Source organism: Herbaspirillum sp. NPDC087042, assembly GCF_044745245.1.
GTDB lineage: Bacteria > Pseudomonadota > Gammaproteobacteria > Burkholderiales > Burkholderiaceae_D > Herbaspirillum.
This window is the reverse complement of the sequence record NZ_JBIUZW010000001.1, coordinates 317,704-334,741: the sequence shown is the minus strand read 5'-3', so window position 1 is coordinate 334,741 and position 17,038 is coordinate 317,704. Positions and strand designations below refer to the sequence as shown.

General features: G+C 64.6%; 16 protein-coding genes. 3 read left to right on the top strand and 13 right to left on the bottom strand.

Going from position 1 to position 17,038, the window contains the following annotated elements:
- Positions 1-104: 104 nt before the first annotated feature.
- Positions 105-1,031, bottom strand: a complete 927-nt coding sequence (locus ACIPHN_RS01490; RefSeq protein ID WP_400431714.1) for a lysozyme inhibitor LprI family protein — start codon at positions 1,029-1,031, stop codon at positions 105-107.
- A 207-nt stretch (positions 1,032-1,238) separates the two neighbouring features.
- Between ACIPHN_RS01490 and ACIPHN_RS01485 the strand changes: the two genes are divergently transcribed.
- Positions 1,239-3,638 (top strand): DNA polymerase II, encoded by a 2,400-nt coding sequence (locus tag ACIPHN_RS01485; RefSeq protein ID WP_400431711.1) that lies wholly within the window; start codon positions 1,239-1,241, stop codon positions 3,636-3,638.
- An 87-nt stretch (positions 3,639-3,725) separates the two neighbouring features.
- Here the strand turns inward: ACIPHN_RS01485 and ACIPHN_RS01480 are convergent, their stop codons facing one another.
- The 9 genes from ACIPHN_RS01480 to ACIPHN_RS01440 form a co-directional block, all read right to left on the bottom strand.
- On the bottom strand, positions 3,726-3,920 hold the full coding sequence (locus ACIPHN_RS01480; protein ID WP_400431708.1) for a hypothetical protein: 195 nt from the start codon (positions 3,918-3,920) through the stop codon (positions 3,726-3,728).
- A 221-nt stretch (positions 3,921-4,141) separates the two neighbouring features.
- Positions 4,142-5,389: a multidrug effflux MFS transporter gene (locus tag ACIPHN_RS01475; RefSeq protein ID WP_400431705.1), complete on the bottom strand. Its 1,248-nt coding sequence runs from the start codon at positions 5,387-5,389 to the stop codon at positions 4,142-4,144.
- 106 nt (positions 5,390-5,495) lie between these two features.
- A complete protein-coding gene (locus tag ACIPHN_RS01470; RefSeq protein ID WP_400431702.1) occupies positions 5,496-6,569 on the bottom strand; it encodes an adenosine deaminase in 1,074 nt (357 codons plus the stop codon).
- Between the two features lie 34 nt (positions 6,570-6,603).
- The gene (locus ACIPHN_RS01465) at positions 6,604-7,572 is read right to left on the bottom strand and encodes a nucleoside hydrolase (RefSeq protein ID WP_400431700.1); all 969 of its coding nucleotides are present in this window, start codon (positions 7,570-7,572) and stop codon (positions 6,604-6,606) included.
- A gap of 52 nt (positions 7,573-7,624) precedes the next feature.
- Positions 7,625-8,638, bottom strand: a complete 1,014-nt coding sequence (locus ACIPHN_RS01460; protein ID WP_400431697.1) for an ABC transporter ATP-binding protein — start codon at positions 8,636-8,638, stop codon at positions 7,625-7,627.
- A 12-nt stretch (positions 8,639-8,650) separates the two neighbouring features.
- The gene (locus ACIPHN_RS01455; RefSeq protein ID WP_400431694.1) at positions 8,651-9,430 is read right to left on the bottom strand and encodes an ABC transporter permease; all 780 of its coding nucleotides are present in this window, start codon (positions 9,428-9,430) and stop codon (positions 8,651-8,653) included.
- Entirely contained in the window at positions 9,427-10,287 is an 861-nt protein-coding gene (locus tag ACIPHN_RS01450; RefSeq protein ID WP_400431691.1) for an ABC transporter permease, read from the bottom strand. Before ACIPHN_RS01450 ends, ACIPHN_RS01455 begins: the two co-directional genes overlap by 4 nt.
- Positions 10,288-10,366: 79 nt before the next feature.
- Positions 10,367-11,419, bottom strand: a complete 1,053-nt coding sequence (locus ACIPHN_RS01445) for a PotD/PotF family extracellular solute-binding protein (RefSeq protein ID WP_400431688.1) — start codon at positions 11,417-11,419, stop codon at positions 10,367-10,369.
- Positions 11,420-11,500: 81 nt separating this feature from the next.
- Positions 11,501-12,619: a porin gene (locus tag ACIPHN_RS01440; protein WP_400431685.1), complete on the bottom strand. Its 1,119-nt coding sequence runs from the start codon at positions 12,617-12,619 to the stop codon at positions 11,501-11,503.
- A gap of 172 nt (positions 12,620-12,791) precedes the next feature.
- On the opposite strand from ACIPHN_RS01440, the gene ACIPHN_RS01435 reads away from it, so the two are divergent.
- Positions 12,792-13,718, top strand: a complete 927-nt coding sequence (locus tag ACIPHN_RS01435) for a LysR family transcriptional regulator (RefSeq protein WP_400431682.1) — start codon at positions 12,792-12,794, stop codon at positions 13,716-13,718.
- Positions 13,719-13,823: 105 nt separating this feature from the next.
- A complete protein-coding gene (locus ACIPHN_RS01430; RefSeq protein ID WP_400431680.1) occupies positions 13,824-14,876 on the top strand; it encodes an EamA family transporter in 1,053 nt (350 codons plus the stop codon).
- Between the two features lie 18 nt (positions 14,877-14,894).
- Here ACIPHN_RS01430 and ACIPHN_RS01425 read toward each other — a convergent pair whose 3' ends face one another.
- The 3 genes from ACIPHN_RS01425 to ACIPHN_RS01415 are packed head-to-tail and all read right to left on the bottom strand — an operon-like array spanning position 14,895 to position 17,035.
- Positions 14,895-15,281 (bottom strand): hypothetical protein, encoded by a 387-nt coding sequence (locus tag ACIPHN_RS01425; protein ID WP_400431677.1) that lies wholly within the window; start codon positions 15,279-15,281, stop codon positions 14,895-14,897.
- Positions 15,281-15,658: a hypothetical protein gene (locus tag ACIPHN_RS01420; RefSeq protein WP_400431675.1), complete on the bottom strand. Its 378-nt coding sequence runs from the start codon at positions 15,656-15,658 to the stop codon at positions 15,281-15,283. The genes ACIPHN_RS01425 and ACIPHN_RS01420 overlap by 1 nt, the downstream gene beginning before the upstream one ends.
- 60 nt (positions 15,659-15,718) lie before the next feature.
- The gene (locus ACIPHN_RS01415) at positions 15,719-17,035 is read right to left on the bottom strand and encodes a carbohydrate porin (RefSeq protein WP_400431672.1); all 1,317 of its coding nucleotides are present in this window, start codon (positions 17,033-17,035) and stop codon (positions 15,719-15,721) included.
- Positions 17,036-17,038 lie beyond the last annotated feature (3 nt).

Here is a 17,038-nt window from a genome sequence, read left to right as displayed (position 1 = left end):
TTTATTCCCGCGATGTGGAAGATTTTATGCCGGGCGCGACAAAAAGGCTGACCACCGGGACGGGAACCCGGTGGCGATGAGGATGGATGAGGATGCGGGCGCGATCAGCGTACGCCGGACTGCGCCAGCAGCCCGTTGACGGCATCGTTGACGATGATCGAGGGCAGCGAGGTGCGGTCGTTCTTGACGATCACCATGTCCTTCTCGATATCGCCGGGCAGCTTGAGTTGCCCGATGTAGGCACAATCGGCGCTACAGGTATAGCGCAGCACGGCATCGCCGCTGACGGCCTCGATGATGTACTGGCCGTTTTCCACGCCGAAGTAGCGCACGCCCACCAGTTGCTGGCGATCCGGCGCCTGCGGGTCTTCATAGAAATACTCGCCCCGGTCCATGCGCACATAGTGGGGCCAGGGCATGCTGCCCAGCGGTGCCACGCCGGCGATCTGCGAGGTATTGAGGCCCAGTTGCAATGGTGCCGGACCGGTCGGCGCAGCGGCGCTTGCCATGGGTGTCGCGGGTGCCACTACCTGTGCGGCCGGCGCGACTGGCGCGACCGTCGCTACAGGTGCGGCCGGCGTGATGGTGGCAGCCACAGCGACGGGCGCGGATTGTACCGGCGTCACAGTAGCCAGCGCGGGGGCTGGCGCCGAGGTGCTGCGGCTGGTCTTCTGGGGCAGGCGGCTGGCGTCGGCCAGGGTGGCCGGTGCCAGCGCCTCCAGCTCGGCCTGGCGGCGGTGGTACCAGTCCAGCAGACAGGCGCGGTCGTGGCAGTTCTGCTCACGCCAGCGCCACTGCAGATCGGACTCGGCGCGGAAACTGCGGCGATCGGTGGCAGCCTGGCGCGCCCGGCGGAAGGCCCGACCCAGCTTGTCGTCCAGCGCCGAGAGTTCGGCGTCGCCACAGATGGCTTTTTCGTTGGCTGATCCGGCCTTGCTGCAATCAAAACTGGCAGCCTGCGAGGAAGAGGGAAGAGTGACGCACAGAGCGCCAAAGGTGGCCAGGGCAGCGGCGTAGGCGAGAGTTTTCATGACGATCCGTTCCGTGTTGCGAGAATGCGATGGGCGCCAGCATGGCACCACGCATGCAGCGGCAAAACGAGGATAAGAAACGGAAATTTTTTAAAATCTTTGCAGCTGAAAAAGCGTGTTGGGACTTCTTAACAATCGCCTCGCGCAACCCTCGGGACACCCAGGTAGAATCGCGTTCTTGATGTAAAAACGGATATCACCACCCCCATGCAGGAGAGCAGGCAAGCACCGGATCTGCGCCCAGGCGAGCGCGCCGGTTTCATCCTCAGCCGCCACTGGCGCGATACGCCAGCCGGTGTCGAGATCGAGTTGTGGGTCGCCACCGAGGACGGCCCGCAATGCCTGCGCCTGCCGCCACAGCAGGCGGTGGCCTTCGTGCCGCAGGCCGATCTGGAACGCATCAGTACGCTGCTGGAAGGCGAGCGCGGCTTCGAATTACGTCCCCTCGATGCGCTCAAGGATTTCAGCCAGCGTCCGGTGATGGGCCTGTATGCCCGTCACTATCGCGCCTTGCTGAAGAAGGAAAAACAATTGCTGGCCGCCGGCATCCCGGTCTACGAGGCCGATATCCGGCCGCCCGAGCGCTACCTGATGGAGCGCTTCATCAATGCGCCGCTGGCCTTCCACGGGGTGGAGGACGGCCACGGCGCCCTGGTCGAGGCACGCATCCGGCCCTTGCCCGGCTATCGGCCGCCGCTGAGGCTGGCCTCACTGGACATCGAGACCAGCTGGCACGGCGAACTCTATAGCATCGCCATCGAGGGCTGCGGCCAGCGTAACGTCTACGCGCTGGGGCCGGCCAGCGGGGCGGTCGGAGCGGTGGACTTCTCGCTGCAGTTCTGCGAGACCCGCCAGCAACTGATCGAATGCCTCAACGACTGGATGGCGCGCCATGACCCCGATGCCATCATCGGCTGGAACCTGGTCCAGTTCGACCTGAACGTGCTGCAGAAGCAGGCCGACAAATACCACGCCAAGCTGTGCCTGGGACGTGCCGGACGCCTGCTGGAGTGGCGCGAGAATGGCATGCGCGCCAATCACCTGCTGGTCAATGCGCCGGGACGGCTGGTGATCGACGGCATCGAAAGCCTGCGTTCGGCCTTCTGGAACTTCCCGTCCTTCAGCCTGGAAAATGTGGCCCAGACGCTGCTGGGCGAAGGCAAGGCGATTGCCACGCCTTATCAGCGCATGGATGAGATCGACCGCATGTTCGCCGAGGACAAGGCCGCCCTGGCGACCTACAACCTCAAGGATTGCGAACTGGTCACGCGCATCTTCGGGAAGACCGAGATCCTGGCCTTCCTGCTGGAGCGCGCCAGCGTCACCGGCCTGCAGGCCGACCGCAGCGGCGGCTCGGTGGCGGCCTTCACCCACCTCTACCTGCCGCAGCTGCATCGCAAGGGCTATGTGGCCCCCAACCTGGGCGATGCCGAGCCGATCGCCAGCCCCGGCGGCTTTGTCATGGATTCGCGCTCGGGCCTGTATGACTCGGTGATCGTGCTGGACTACAAGAGCCTGTACCCCAGCATCATCCGCAGCTTCCTGATCGATCCGGCGGGGCTGGTGGACGGCACCGTCAACGAGCCCGAGGCCGATACCGTGCCGGGCTTCAACGGTGCGCGCTTCTCGCGTCGCAGCCACAGCCTGCCGGCCATCATCGAGCAGATCTGGCAAGGCCGGGAAGAGGCCAAGCGCCAGGGCAACAAGCCCCTGCAGCAGGCGCTGAAGATCATCATGAATTCCTTCTACGGCGTGCTGGGCTCGACGGCCTGCCGCTTCTTCGATTCGCGCCTGGCCTCCTCGATCACGCGGCGCGGCCACGAGATCATGCATCACACCCGCGAACTGATCGAACAGCAGGGCTATGAAGTCATCTATGGCGATACCGACTCTACCTTCGTCTGGCTCAAGCGCGCGCACGACGACCAGCAGGCGCGTCGCATCGGACTGGAACTGGCGGGGCTGATCAACGACTGGTGGCGCCGGAAACTGGCCAGCGATTACGGACTCGACAGTGCCCTGGAACTGCAGTTCGAGGTGCATTACCAGCGCTTCCTCATGCCCAATGTGCGTGGCTCCGATACCGGCAGCAAGAAACGCTATGCCGGTTACGTCCGTACCGAGGCGGGTGAAGACAAGGTGACCTACAAGGGACTGGAGACGGTGCGCACCGACTGGACGCCGCTGGCGCAGCGCTTCCAGCAGGAGCTGTATCTGCGCATCTTCAAGCAGGAACCGTATCGCGACTATATCGCCGGGTATGTGGCCGACCTGCTGGCCGGCCGTCTGGATGCGCTGCTGGTCTACCGCAAGCGCCTGCGGCGCCAGCTCGATCACTATGAAAAGAATGTGCCGCCCCATGTGCGGGCCGCGCGCATGGCCGACCTGGTCAACCAGGAAGATGGGCGTCCGCCGCAATACCAGCAGGGCGGCTGGATCAACTACGTGATGACCACCGCCGGCCCCGAACCGCTGGAAAAGCGCAGTGCCGCCATCGACTATGCGCACTATCTGGAGCGCCAGCTGGCGCCGGTGGCCGACGCCATCCTGGTGTTCGTCGATGACAGCTTTGGCGCCGTCACCTCGCCCCAGCAGGAGCTGTTCTGATCAGGAAATGGGTAAGGGAAAAAGAAAGAGGGCCGGTCATGACCGGCCCTCTTTGCTGGCAATGCCTGGCCCGCGCGGGGCCCATGTTCAGCGCAGGCGCGAATCGCGATCGTGCAGCTCGCGGCGGGCCCGTACCGGCACCGGCACCGGCTGCAGTTCAGGCTTGCGATAGACGCGTTGCCATACATAGAGCGACGACGCTGCTGCAGCGACGACAAAATAGAGTGCGTAGAAAGCCACGGCATAGCTACCGTAGTGCAGCAGGCTTTGGATGACGTTCATGTTTCCCTCTCGTGGACAAGACCAGATTCGATGGCCTCATCCTATTCCCCGGATAAAGGGTCGCCTATCAGGGTTTTTCTGATGTGCGACCGGACAACAACCGGATCGGCCTCCCTCAAGGCGGATCCGGGATGTTGCTGGCAGCGATGCCAGGGGGAAATTGTCGCCTGATTCGGGGCGCGTCGCCAGTATCACTTGTCCAAGTGTGGCGGATTTGCCCCTCAGCGGCTGGCGGCCGGCTTGGCCAGGTCGGCCGCAGGCGGCTGCAGGTGTTGCAGCAGCTTGCCGATCATGAGGATGACGGTCAGGCCGACGATGCAGAAGAACACCGCCAGGGGCGTGAGGCTGTGGATGGACACGAAGCCGGCCAGCCCCATCATTCCCGACGACACCAGCAGCAGCGCAAAGCCGAGGATGGCACTGGTCAAACCGGCAATATGCGGGAAGATGGAATTACCCTTGGCCATCAGCGTGGGATACATGGCGCCAGCGCAGAAGGCCATCACCAGCACCGGAGCCATCAGCGTCCAGACCTGCAGACCCACGGTCAGGGCCAGCGCCAGCATGGCGAAGGCGGCAGCGGTCATCACGCGCGCGCCGATGCGCAGGCGCTGCTCGGGCGTGGGCAGGCGCGGATGGTGCAGGCGATTGGAGATGCCGCCCAGGAAATACATCACGCCAATGGCCAGGGCCAGGTAACCGAAGAAGGTCGGCGGCTCATGCAGGGTGTTTTGCACCATGAAGGGACCGACAATGTTGAACACCAGCAAGATGCTGTAGCACAGGCCCTGGGCCAGGAAGCAGCTCTGGAACACCGGGCTGGCCAGCACCTTGCGGGCATTCTTGAGCAGCGTGGCCGGATGCAGCCGCACCGGCTGCGCCAGTGTCTCGCGATAGCGCCACAGCACCGCCCACATGCCGAAGGAATAGACCAGCAGGAAGACCAGGCAGGAGCGCCAGCCGAAGGCTTCCTGCAGGTGCGCCCCGATCACCGGCGCGATAATCGGCGCCAGGCCCCAGGCGGTGGCCATGTAGGTGTAGGCATGTACCAGTTCCTGGCCGACGAAGGAATCGGTGATGATGGCCTTGGCCAGCAGGTTGGTGGCGGCGATGCCGAAGCCCTGCAGGACGCGGGCGGCCACGAAGGTTTCCAGGTTGGGCGCGGCCAGCGACAGCGCGCAGCCCAGCGTGAACATGCCCAGCCCCAGCGCCAGGATGCGCTTGCGGCCATAGGCATCGGCCATGGGGCCGAAGAGCAACTGGCCGCAGGCGTAGGCGATCAGGTAGCCGGTCACGCTGGACTGGATAGCCTGGGCCGAGGTCTCATAGTAATGCGCCATCACCGGCAGCGCCGGGACGTAGATGTCGATGGCCAGCTGTCCGGCCGACGCGAAGGCGCAGATCAGGAACAGCAGGAAGCGCGGATGATTGGGCGGATGCTTGGCGGTGGGCGGGGCAAATGTGCTCATGGGAAGGGACTGCGGGGAGTGCAAAGAGCGCTATTGTGACCGTTCACGAGGATTCCTGCTGGCGCGGGGCGGAAATGCCGGATCGGTGCCCCGCGCGGTGACGCCGCTACGCCTGCAGGCGCTGCCTCAGCGCATCGAACTGCGCGCTCCATTGCGCGTGCCAGCGCTGTCGCAAGCCCTCGTCCATCCACGCTGCATCGAGACCGTTCTGCATGAAACCCTTCAAGTCATCCACGCTGGCGCCCAGCTGCAGCATCATCATCCAGGCCCCGGTGGGCGTGATCAGGTGCAGGGTCGGATCGTCGGTATTGGGATGCAGGCGCAAGCCTGCCGCCAGCATCTGGCGGATCGGATGGTCCTGGGCCCAACGCTGCGGCGCCAGCGTGCGCAGGTAGTAGGAATTGGTCGGCACCACCGTAAAGACCAGCCCGCGTGCGATGCAGCGTTGCAGCAGTGCGGGGTTGTCGACGATGGTGTAGCCGTGATCGACCCGGTCGACCTGCAAGAGGTCGATGGCGGTGGCCACATTGTTCCAGGGCATGCCGAATTCGCCGGCATGGGCGGTGGTCTTGAGGCCCGCTTCGCGTGCCAGCCGGTAGGCTTCTTCGAACAGCTCGGGCGGGCGGTCGTTCTCGCGGTAATCCATGCCGATGCCCAGCACCTGCGGCGCGCGGTGGGCCAGCATCCACTGCACCATGGCCACGGCCTCCTCGGGGCTGGCTTCGCGGTCGATGCTGGGGATCAGGCGGCCGATGATGCCGAAGTCACGCTCGGCCGCCACGATGCCGGCGACGATGGCGTCCTGGGCCTGGTCATAGGCAATGCCCGAGATGCGCACGGTGCCGGTCGGGTTCCAGAAGAATTCACTGTAGGCCACGCCATGGGCATGGGCGTCTTCCAGGTATTCATAGGCCAGGCGGCGCAGGTCGTCGGGCTCGCGGATCAGCATGGCGTCCAGTGCGCGCAGCACGCGCAGCACGCCCACGGGTTTCTCGCCACGGGTGTAGAAGGCTTCGATATCCTCCTCGCTCACCGGATGGCCAGCACGCGCCGAGAGCGCGCTGAAGGTCTGGCGGCGCACGGCGCCGAAGAGGTGGCAATGCAATTCGACCTTGGGCAGCGCGCGCACGAATTGTTCGAGCGAAAGCGGCCCTGAGGTTGCGTCTTCAAACAGGGTCATAAAGATCAATCTTGAAAGAGGGGCGGCAAGCCGCTCAGGACAGGCTGCCCAGCAGTTCCTGCATCATGCATTGCATGGCACGCGGACCATCCACGGTCATCGCCACCTGCGCATTGGGCTTGGCCCGGCGCGGCACGCGGAATTCGCACACGGTCATGCCACGCGTGAGCCGGCCCTGCAGTTCGATATCCACCCGCGCCGGCTGGAAGCTGAACAGTTCCGGGCGCTTGATCCAGATCGCCACTGCCGGGTCATACATGGGCATGGGCACCGAGCCGTCGGGGCTGCGGATGCGCAGGTAGGCGTCGAAGTAGCCGGCCAGCCACTTTGCCCGGGGCGTGCCCAGGTCGCGCACCTGCTGCACCTCGGCCGAGGTCACCAGCAGCTGGCGGCACAGGTTCAGGCCGAACATGCGCAGCGGGATGCCGGACCGGAACACCACATCGGCCGCCTCAGGATCGGCGAAGATGTTGAATTCGGCGGCAGCCGTGTGGTTGCCCTGGTCGGCCGAGCCGCCCATGAGGATGATTTCACTGACCATGGAGGCGATCTCGGGCGCACGCTGCAAGGCCATGGCGATATTGGTCAGCGGGGCGATGCACATGAGCGTGATATCGCCCGCATGCAGGCGGATCGCCTCGATGAGCGCATCCACCGCGTGCGGCAGCGGCGAGCGTTGCAGGCGGGCCGACTGCTGGGCTTCCAGCGCGGCAATATCGACCTGCGGCAGGGCTTCGCCAGTGGTGGCCATGCCGGACTCGCCCAGGATCGATTGGGCAGTCTCGATGGCGCCGGCCAGCGGCGCGGCGCAGCCGGCGTAGACCGGCACATCCAGGCGGTAGTGCTGCTTGATGCGCAGCGCATTGTCATAGGTGGTCACCAGCGGGGCATTGCCCGCCACCACCGAGACGCCCAGCCAGCTCACGTCGAGGTTGGCCGACAGCATCAGCATGGCCAGCCAGTCGTCGAAGCCGGGGTCGGTATCAAGCCAGATCTTTTTCATTGTTCTTGTCTTGCAGGGTTGTGTTATCGGAGTTGTGCCCGGTCTCAGGCATTCAGGCATCGAGCAGCAGGGCCTCGCCGGCCGGCAGGTCGAAGGCCACGTCCTCGCCTTCGCGGGCCGTCGCCAGCGCGGCCTGCGCCATGCCGCGTACCTGGCCCAGCGGGGTCTCAAGCAGGTATTCCACGCTCTCGCCCAGGAAGCCGCGCGAGAGCACGCGGCCACGATAGGCGCCACGACCGACCGGCACCTGCTGCACGCGCCAGGCGGCGCAGGCGGTGCCGGGCGGCAGCAGGGCCAGCGGCAACTGGCCGGCGGGGCCATGCAACTGGCCGTCACGGTAGTCGAACAGGTTCTCGAAGCCCATGAAGTTGGCCACGAAGCGCGTGCGCGGGGCATTGAACAACTGCTCCGGGGTATCGAGCTGTTCGATCTTGCCGCCATTCATGACCACGATGCGGTCCGACATGGCCAGGGCTTCGTCCTGGTCATGGGTGACGTAGAGCATGGTGATGCCCAGCTCGCGCTGGATGCGGCGCAGTTCGGCACGCATCTGCACGCGCAGCTTGGCGTCGAGGTTGGAGAGGGGCTCGTCCAGCAGCAGGAGCTTGGGTTCGATGACGATGGCACGCGCCAGCGCCACGCGCTGTTGCTGGCCACCCGACATCTGGGCCGGCAGGCGCGCCTCGAAGCCGGCCAGGCCGACGGCGGCGATCACCTGTTCCACGCGCTGGCGCAGCTCGGCCGCCGGCACCTTGCGCAGGCGCAGGCCGAAGGCCACGTTGTCGAACACGTTCAGGTGCGGGAACAGTGCATAGGACTGGAACACCAGGCCGATATCCCGCTTGTTGGGCGGCAGGCGGCTGATGTCGCGGCCATCCAGGGTGATGCTGCCGCCGCGCAGCTCGATCAGGCCGGCGATGGCGCGCATGGTCGTGGTCTTGCCACAGCCGCTGGGGCCGAGCAGGGAGATCAGTTCGCCCCGCGCCACGTCCAGGTCCAGGCCTTGCACGGCGGTCTTGGCATTGCCGTAGCCGAGGGCGACTTGCTGCAATTTCAGGTAACTCATCACGTTCTCACATCACATGTATTTGGAAATGCCCAGCAGCTTCTCGGTGACCAGCACAAAGGCCATCGTGAACATCACCAGCAGCGTGGACAGCGCGGCAATGGACGGATCGAAGCTGTTTTCCATATGGCCCAGCATCTCGATGGGCAGGGTACTGATACCGGGACCGGTGAGGAACAGCGACACCGGCACCTGGTTGAAGGAAGTCACGAAGGCCAGGAAGAAGGCCGCAATCACCGCGCCGCGGATATTGGGCAAGACCACCAGGCGGAAGGTCTGGGCGCGGGTGGCGCCCAGGGTGATGGCGGCTTCCTCGATATCCATGCGCAGGTTGGCCAGGCTGGAATAGACCACCCGCACCGCGTAAGGCGTCAGCAGACCGACGTGGCCCACCAGCAGGCCCAGGAACACCGGGGCATCGACCAGCAGCACGAAGTGGCGCAGCAGGCCCAGGCCCACCAGCATGGCCGGGATGATCAGGGGAGAAGTCAGTACTTGCTTGATGACGGCCATGCCGGGAGGCGGCGTGCGCGACATCGCATAGGCCACTGGCACACCCAGCAGCAGGGCGATGACGGTCGCCAAGAGACCAATCTCCAGGCTGGTGCCGAAGGCCTGGCGGAATTCATCGGCCTGCAGCACTGCCACGATCCAGCGCAGCGAATACGAGGGCGGCGGGAAGGCCAGCGTCTCGCCACCGCTGAACCCGGCCAGGAAGACGATCACGAACGGCCCCAGCAGGAACAGCATCACGGCCCACAGCACCACGCGCGGGAACAAAGCTTGTTTCATGTCGACCTCCGGGGTGCGGCAATACGTTTCAGGCCGGCGTTGACCACCAGCGTCATGGCCACCAGGATCACGGCGATCACGTTGGCGGTGCCGAAATCGCTTTCCACGCTGACCTTCTGGTACAGCAGTGTCTCCAGCATCAAGACCTTGGGCCCGCCCAGCAGGGCCGGGGTGACATAGGCGGTGACGCTACCGGTAAAGACCAGGGGGCCGCCCACGATCAGGCCTTCCTGTGTCAATGGCAGGGTCACGCGGGTGAAGACCTGCCAGGCATTGGCCCCCAGGGTGGAGGCGGCCAGTGCCAGGTCGGCGGAAATGTTTTCCATGGCACTGACCAGCGACATCAGCATCAGCGGCAACAGCAGTTGCAGCAGGCCGACGAAGACGGCCATCTCGGAAAACAGCAGCCGTTGCGGTTCGTCGGCCAGGCCCAGATGCATCAGCACGGCATTGACCGCGCCATTGCGGCCGAACAGCACGATCCAGGCATAGGTACGGGCGATCGGCGAGACCATCAGCGGCAGGATCATCATGCCCAGCACCAGGCCGCGCCAGCGCGGCGCTACGCGCACGATGGCCTGGGCCGCCGGATAGCAGAGCAGGGCGGAGCACGCCGTCACCAGCGCGGCGATGCGCAGGGTGCGCCACAAGACCTGCAGGTGCAGCGGTTCGGCAAAGAAATCGGCAAAGCGGGCCAGGCTCCATTGCAGCGGGCCACCGTCCAGGCTGTCCGGGCCGCCGATGCGGAAGGCGTCCAGCAGCAGGGCGGCGACCGGCAGCAGGAAGCAGACCACGGTAAAGATCAGCGCCGGCATGACCAGCATCAGGCCGAGGCGGGTTTTGGATTGTGCGAGCATGGTGCGCAAACAGGTGTCGAAAAGGAGAGGCGGCGCCACGTCCGGCAGGGACGTGGCGTCACGCGATGGCGTCAGCTTCTTACTTGCTGATGCCCTTGTTCCATTGCTCCAGCCAGCCCGAGCGGTGCTTGAGCAGGTCTTCGGGCTTGACGAACTTCAGCGAGGCAATGTGCTCGCCGCCATAGGTATTGAATTCGGCCTTGTCCTTGGGCAGCACCACCTGGGTGTTGACGGGCGAATCGACCAGTTCCATGGCCAGCGCCGTCTGCACTTCCCTGGACAACCAGAAGTCCATCAGCTGGTAGGCCAGGTCGGCATTCTTCGACTTGGCGACGATGCCCATGACATTCATGCCGGCGGCCTGGCCCTCGGCGGGGATGGCCCACTTCAGCGGCATGCCGGTCTTCATCAGCTGCGCCCAGGTGAAGCGCGCCACCGGCGCGGCCCAGATCTCGTCCTGGGCAAACAGCGACGACAATTGCGCGCTGTTCTTGGTAAAGGTCACGACATTGTTCTTGATGGCGAGGATCTTCTGCATGCCGGTGGCGTAGTCGCCTCCCTTGCCACCCCAGGCCAGATCGGCCATCTGCAGGGCCAGCGGGCCTTGCGTGGTGCTGACATCGGGCAGGGCGATGCGGCCCTTGAGCTCGGGGTTCCAGAGATCCTTCCAGGACTTGGGCGCGGCGGTCTTGTCGCTGCGGTAGACCAGGCCCACCGAATAGATGGTGTAGCCGACGGCATAGTTGCCACCGATGGGATTGCGGGCGAAGGGATAGAGCTGGCCGTAGTTCTTCAGCTGGCTGTAGTCCAGCGGCTGCACCAGGCCCTTGCGGGCGGCTTCGAGCATGCCGAAGTCCGACAGCAGCACCAGGTCCACCACCGGATTGTTGCGGCGGGCATCCAGCTTGGCGATGCGGTCGGCATTGTTGCCGGTCTCGACCACGATCTCGCAGCCGCATTTTTCCTTGAAGGGGGCATAGACCAGCTTGTTGAACAGCGGCTGGGAGATCGGATAGGCCGACAGCACCAGCGTGCGTTTTTCCGCATGGGCAGGATTGCCCAGCAAGGCCAGACCGAGACCGACGGTGGCGAGGGCGGCGCGTGCGCCCGGGAAACGTGCTTTGTTCAACATGACTATCCTTGGAACCGACAAAAGACTTGTATTGTAGGCCCGACCGCCGGGGGAGCCAGCGGCCAGGCCTGGGGAGAACGATCAGAACACGTGACGCATGCCCAGCATCAGGACGGCCTGCTTCTTGTCGCTGGACGAGGGGAAGCCGAAGATGGTGGCGTTCTTGGCGTCACCGGCGGCCAGCTGGTAGCTGTAGGTGATGGCCACGTCAGTGCGCTTGGAGAGGAAGTAATCCGCCTGCAGGTTGATCTGGTGCCACTTCGGATTGGTGTTGATGGTGTCGTACTTGCCGGTGGTGTAGAAGTAGGACGCGCCCAGGTTCAGCGCCGGCGTGTAGTGGTGCACCAGGTTGATGTCGAAGTTCTGCAGCGTCAGCTTGGTGTTGTCCAGATACTCATACTTGACGTTGCTGTACATCGCGCCGAAGTCGGTATTGCCCACGGTGTAGAAACCACCGGTGCCGGAGATGCGCTGGCGGCGCACGCCGAAGGCGCTGTTGACCGCACTCTTGTTGAAGATCAGCAGCGAGCTGGCGTAGTCGTTGCCCATGGCGCCATCGGGGCTCTTGCTGCTGTTGGGCGTATCCATCTGGGTATAGGCCACGGCCCAGCGGAAGTTGCCGCCCTTGTAGCCCGAGCCGATGCTCATGACGCGGTTGGTGCTGGTGTCGCCGGCAGCTTCGCCGAAGCCGTACAGGGCGGTGACGTTGAAATCGTTGAAATACGGGCTGACGTACTTCACCGAGTTCTGCGCGCGCAGGTTGTTGTAGCCGTTGTCGTTGTCGCCGATGTGCACGCCGTTGCTGGCGATGACCACCGGACCGAGGTAATCCTTGACCGCTTCATACTGGCGGCCCAGGGTCACCGTTCCCATGCTGTTGGAGGACAGGCCCACCCAGGACTGGCGGCCGAACAGGCGACCGCTCTGCGCGGCGGCGCCGGTCATCATGTTGAAGCCGTTTTCCAGCGTGAAGATGGCCTTGTTGCCACCGCCCAGGTCTTCCTGGCCACGGAAACCGATGCGCGGGTTCTGGTTGGTGCCGGACAGCGCCTCCAGATTGTGCGGACCGCCCTGGTTGGAGAGGTAACCGACGCCGCCCGAGATCAGGCCATAGATCTCGAACTTGCTTTGCGCCTGCGCCTGCGTGCCTGCCAGCGCTGCCGGAATGGCCAGCGCGCCTATCATCCAATGTTTTTTCATGCCTGCCCCTGTGATTTTGATCATGGTCTTGCGACCGTTCATTGTTGGAATTCGCTGCGAACGGTGTGGAGCATAGGACAAGTGATTAAATAATATAATTTGTTTATATTTATAATTTCATAAATAGAACTTATAACCAGGCGGCGCGATTCTGGCGGCTTGCCCATTTCTTATGATCAAACTCAACCAGAAAGTCACGCTGCGGCACCTGCAGGCGCTGGTCACGCTGGCCGAGACCAACAGTTTCAGCCGCGCCGCCGATGCCCTGGCGGTGACCCAGCCGGCCCTGTCGGCATCCATCAAGCAACTCGAAAACCAGCTTGGGACGCGGCTCTTCGACCGCACCACGCACCAGATCAGCCTCACCGCCCAGGGCGGCGTGGTGCTGGAATACGCGCGCCACCTGCTCAATACGGCCAGCAATATCTTCGAAGACATCGAGCACGCCATCGGTACCGGACGCCACCGCATCCGGGTCGGCGCGATCCCCTCGGCGGTGACCCTGACGGCCGCCGTGATCGCCCGTTACAACCAGGCGCATGACGAGCATGTGGAAATTCTGCTACAGGACATGCCCAATGATGCCCTGCTGGATGCCTTGCATTCGGGCAAGCTGGACTTCTGTGTGGGGATCAAGCCGCCTGACTCGCTGTCCTCGCAAACGCTGGAGACGGTGAGCCTGTTCGAGGATGAGCTGGTGCTGATCGTGTCGCGCCATCATGCGCTGGCCGGCGCCAAGGAAGTGCAGTGGCGGCAGATGGCGGGGGAGGAGATCGTGATGTTTACCCAGGGCAGCGTGTGGGAATTCGCCTCGGCGGCCCTGATGCAGCATGGACTGGCCTCGTCGCGGCGCTACCAGGTGGTGCACAGCGAATCGCTCTATGGCGTGGTACGCTCGGGCATTGCCATCGGCATCATGCCCAGCCTCTATACCAGTTACCTGCGCGACGACAGCCTGCATGTGGCGCCCTTGCGCCAGCCCACCCTGAAGCGCAAGATCGTGCTCATGCGGCGCAACGAAGTCAGCCGCAGCCACTGGACCGACCACTGTTTCCGCGAACTGCGCACCGACCTGAAACAGGCCAATCACTGGTTCTGAGGCCCTTGTCAGCGCATTGTCATGATGTCGCCGCCCTGATCGGCTAAGCTTGCGCACCGGCTGTATGCAAGACCGCAGATGCAGCAACAGGCAGGAGAATCTCACATGCAACTCTGGAACACACTACGACATCCCGGCGTCAGGGCAGCCCTGCTGTCGGCCTTGCTGTTCGGGGCCGCCACGCCGCTGGCCAAGCCCCTGCTGACGGGCAACTCGCCCTGGGTCATCGCCGCCTTGCTGTATCTGGGATCGGGCAGCGGGCTGTTCATCTTCCGCCGCCTGAGGCGCGCGCAGGCGGTGCGCCTGCCACGCGCCGAAGCTGGCTGGTTCGGGGCTGCCGTGCTGGCCGGTGGGGTGATCGCGCCGGTATTGCTGATGCTGGGATTGCGCGCCGCACCGGCCTCCAGTGCGGCCTTGCTGTTGAATGCCGAGGGCGTGCTGACGGCCTTGCTGGCCTGGTTCGCCTTCCGCGAGAACGTCGATCGCCGCGTCGCCCTGGGCATGGCCGCCATCGTAGCCGGCGCCGTGGTGCTGGCCTGGCCGCGCCAGGTCGATGCGGCCGACCTGCTGCCCACGCTGTGCATCCTGGGCGCCTGCTTGGCCTGGGCCATCGACAACAACCTCACGCGCAAGGTATCGCTCTCGGACGGCTCCTGGATCGCCAGCGTCAAGGGCCTGGTGGCCGGTTCCACCAACCTGGTGCTGGCACTGGCGCTGGGAGCGCACTTGCCGCCGCTGCCGGTCATGGCGGCCACGGCCGTGCTGGGGTTCCTGGCCTATGGCGTGAGCCTGAGCCTGTTCGTGGTGGCGCTGCGCCACCTGGGGACGGCGCGCAGCGGCGCCTACTTCTCGGCCGCGCCTTTCCTGGGCGCCATGCTGGCCCTGCTCATGGGAGAGGCGCTCAGCGAGCAACTGGTGACGGCGGGATTGCTGATGGGGCTGGGCATCTGGCTGCACCTGACCGAAACGCATAGCCATGAGCACCTGCACGACGAGATCGAGCATGAACACGCACATCGCCACGACGACCTGCATCACACCCACGAGCATGGGCAGGACGTGGCGCCGGGCGTGGTCCATAGCCACCGCCACCGGCATGCCGCCACCCGCCATGCGCATGCCCACTTCCCCGACAGCCACCACCAGCACTCCCACTGAACGGGGAGGGCCGCGGGATCAGACGATCTTGCAGGGAATGGTGGTGTCTTCGTCGAAGCTGTAGAGGGCGCACAGGCGATGGTAGCCATCTGCTACCACGGTGCGCTGGCCATCCTGGCGCACCAGCAGCAGCGGCGAGATCCGGGTGCCGGACTGGATCTTCTTCAGATCCTTTTCGACGTGGGCATTGCTCATGCCCAATGGCGACAGGCCGGAGGCGCGCAGGATGTCCTTGGCCTTGAAGGCCGCCATCGGTGCTTCGCGCAGGCGGCGCACCAGGTCGGCGGTCTTCTTGTCGTCGTAGAGCAGGTTGAGGTAGGACTGGGCAGCCGGGTAGTCGTGCTCCTCGGGCTGGTCCAGCCAGTTGATGGCGGGCTTGTCTGCCTTGGCGGTCTTGTCACCCATCACATGGCTCCTTTTCTGGTGGATAGCGCATCATTTTGCACGATAACGGCCAGCTCGTCGTGCGAGCACTGGCCGGGTTCGATCCGTACTTCCTGATGCAGTTGCAGCGTCATGCCGGCAGGCACCTCGGCGTACACGGTGGATTTGAAGTGGCTGGCCCAGTGCCGATAGCGGATGGCGGCAAAGCGGGTACCATCCTGGATCTGGGCGATACGGCTGGCCAGGCAGGGTGGCAGCTGCTCGGGCTGGGCCTGCTGGTCGATGAAGCGCTCCACCGTGCCGGCCGCGTCATGATGCTCATGCGGGTCGATGCATGCGCAGGCCGACAGGCCCAGCAGGGCCAGCGCGGCGATGCCGGTTTTCCAGGACAGGTTCATGGCAGTGTCTCCATTGTAGGAGGGCGGTGGGCGCCGTAACGCATCGCCCACAGCCCTTTTTTAGAATTGCGTATGCAGGCGCGCGCCCAGCACCAGCACCGGTCCACGGTCGGCGTTGTAGGCCGGGTTGAAGATCTTCTGCACGTCCAGGGCCACCGTGGTGGACTTGGTCACGCGCAGGTTGTAGTAGGCCTCCACGATCTGCTCGGGGCGATAGTTCAGGCGGCCATCGCCGATGAACACGCCGGTGCCGCCGGCAGCCAGATAATCCTGGTGCGCCTTGGACAAGCCGTTGGCGATGGCAGCGATGCCCAGCACGTCGTCGGCGCGGCCCCAGCGCTGGCCGGTGACCTGGACCCCGGCCGTGACCGAACGCTCGACCTCGGTAAAGGAATAGGTCTCGGTCTGGCCATCGTTCCAGCTAGCCCGGAAGAACACGCCGATATCCGAGCTCAGGCTCTGTTCGCCGGCAATGCCCAGCCCGTACTTGCCCTGTTCCCGGCGCACATCGGCCACCGAGGGCGTACCGCCATTGGCGGCGGCCGCCGCCAGCGCGTCGCGGAAGCTGCCGCTGACCATGTGGTTGTGGAACACCAGCAGGCGCAGCTTGCCCGGCTGGCCGCCGATCTGGTGGGCGTGCTCGATCTCGGCCTGTTCGCCGTAGTGGCGCATGATGCGCGAATCAAGCGCCTGGCCGTTGGACTCCTGCGGCACCAGGTAGCGGCCATAGCGGTAGACCCAGTCGTTGTCGTAGTACTCGATGGCTGCGCCCCAGGTGTAGCCACGGGTATCGGCGGCATAGTCGAAAGCGCCGTGGGTGAGCAAGGACCAGTTCAGGAACTGGGTGCGACCGTCATGGGCGTAGGCATTGTTGTCGAAGACGTCGGTGATGGCGTAGTTGCCGGCGGTCACCACCACCCGGCGCGCGCTGATGCTGGTGGCCAGCTGGTTGGCGTCGGACTCCACCCGGGTGGTTTCGCCGTCCAGGTTCCAGGTCTGGCGCAGGAACAGGCGGGCGCGATAGAAGGTCGGATTCGGCCCGGACGATTTCTGCTGCTCGGAATTGATCATGCCGCCCAGGCCGGTCAGGCCTGACATGGGGACCGATTGCACCACCTCCGGGTCGAAGTACAGCTCGGTCCCCTGGGCCAGGCGCAAGCCGAAGAACAGCGTGCCAGAGAACGAGTAGGTTTTCTCTGCCTGCGTCCCCAGACTGTTGGGACCGCTATAGGCAGCATCGAAGGGGGACTTGCGCTGCCAGATATAGGTAGCCTGGCCGTGCATGTTCCAGGGTTCATCGCCAGAGTCGGCGGGTTCGTCAGCGGCGAAGGCCAGCACAGGCAGCGGCAGCAGGGCCGCGAGTAGATAGCGTTTCATGCG

Bases quoted from the DNA above. Each gene is read 5' to 3' on its own strand.
- ACIPHN_RS01450 (WP_400431691.1), bottom strand. From the start codon at position 10,287: ATGCTCGCACAATCCAAAACCCGCCTCGGCCTGATGCTGGTCATGCCG.
- ACIPHN_RS01470 (WP_400431702.1), bottom strand. From the start codon at position 6,569: ATGACCCTGTTTGAAGACGCAACCTCAGGGCCGCTTTCGCTCGAACAA.
- ACIPHN_RS01465 (WP_400431700.1), bottom strand. From the start codon at position 7,572: ATGAAAAAGATCTGGCTTGATACCGACCCCGGCTTCGACGACTGGCTG.
- ACIPHN_RS01445 (WP_400431688.1), bottom strand. From the start codon at position 11,419: ATGTTGAACAAAGCACGTTTCCCGGGCGCACGCGCCGCCCTCGCCACC.
- ACIPHN_RS01460 (WP_400431697.1), bottom strand. From the start codon at position 8,638: ATGAGTTACCTGAAATTGCAGCAAGTCGCCCTCGGCTACGGCAATGCC.
- ACIPHN_RS01475 (WP_400431705.1), bottom strand. From the start codon at position 5,389: ATGAGCACATTTGCCCCGCCCACCGCCAAGCATCCGCCCAATCATCCG.
- ACIPHN_RS01480 (WP_400431708.1), bottom strand. From the start codon at position 3,920: ATGAACGTCATCCAAAGCCTGCTGCACTACGGTAGCTATGCCGTGGCT.
- ACIPHN_RS01490 (WP_400431714.1), bottom strand. From the start codon at position 1,031: ATGAAAACTCTCGCCTACGCCGCTGCCCTGGCCACCTTTGGCGCTCTG.
- ACIPHN_RS01485 (WP_400431711.1), top strand. From the start codon at position 1,239: ATGCAGGAGAGCAGGCAAGCACCGGATCTGCGCCCAGGCGAGCGCGCC.
- ACIPHN_RS01420 (WP_400431675.1), bottom strand. From the start codon at position 15,658: ATGAACCTGTCCTGGAAAACCGGCATCGCCGCGCTGGCCCTGCTGGGC.
- ACIPHN_RS01425 (WP_400431677.1), bottom strand. From the start codon at position 15,281: ATGGGTGACAAGACCGCCAAGGCAGACAAGCCCGCCATCAACTGGCTG.
- ACIPHN_RS01435 (WP_400431682.1), top strand. From the start codon at position 12,792: ATGATCAAACTCAACCAGAAAGTCACGCTGCGGCACCTGCAGGCGCTG.
- ACIPHN_RS01455 (WP_400431694.1), bottom strand. From the start codon at position 9,430: ATGAAACAAGCTTTGTTCCCGCGCGTGGTGCTGTGGGCCGTGATGCTG.
- ACIPHN_RS01415 (WP_400431672.1), bottom strand. From the start codon at position 17,035: ATGAAACGCTATCTACTCGCGGCCCTGCTGCCGCTGCCTGTGCTGGCC.
- ACIPHN_RS01440 (WP_400431685.1), bottom strand. From the start codon at position 12,619: ATGAAAAAACATTGGATGATAGGCGCGCTGGCCATTCCGGCAGCGCTG.
- ACIPHN_RS01430 (WP_400431680.1), top strand. From the start codon at position 13,824: ATGCAACTCTGGAACACACTACGACATCCCGGCGTCAGGGCAGCCCTG.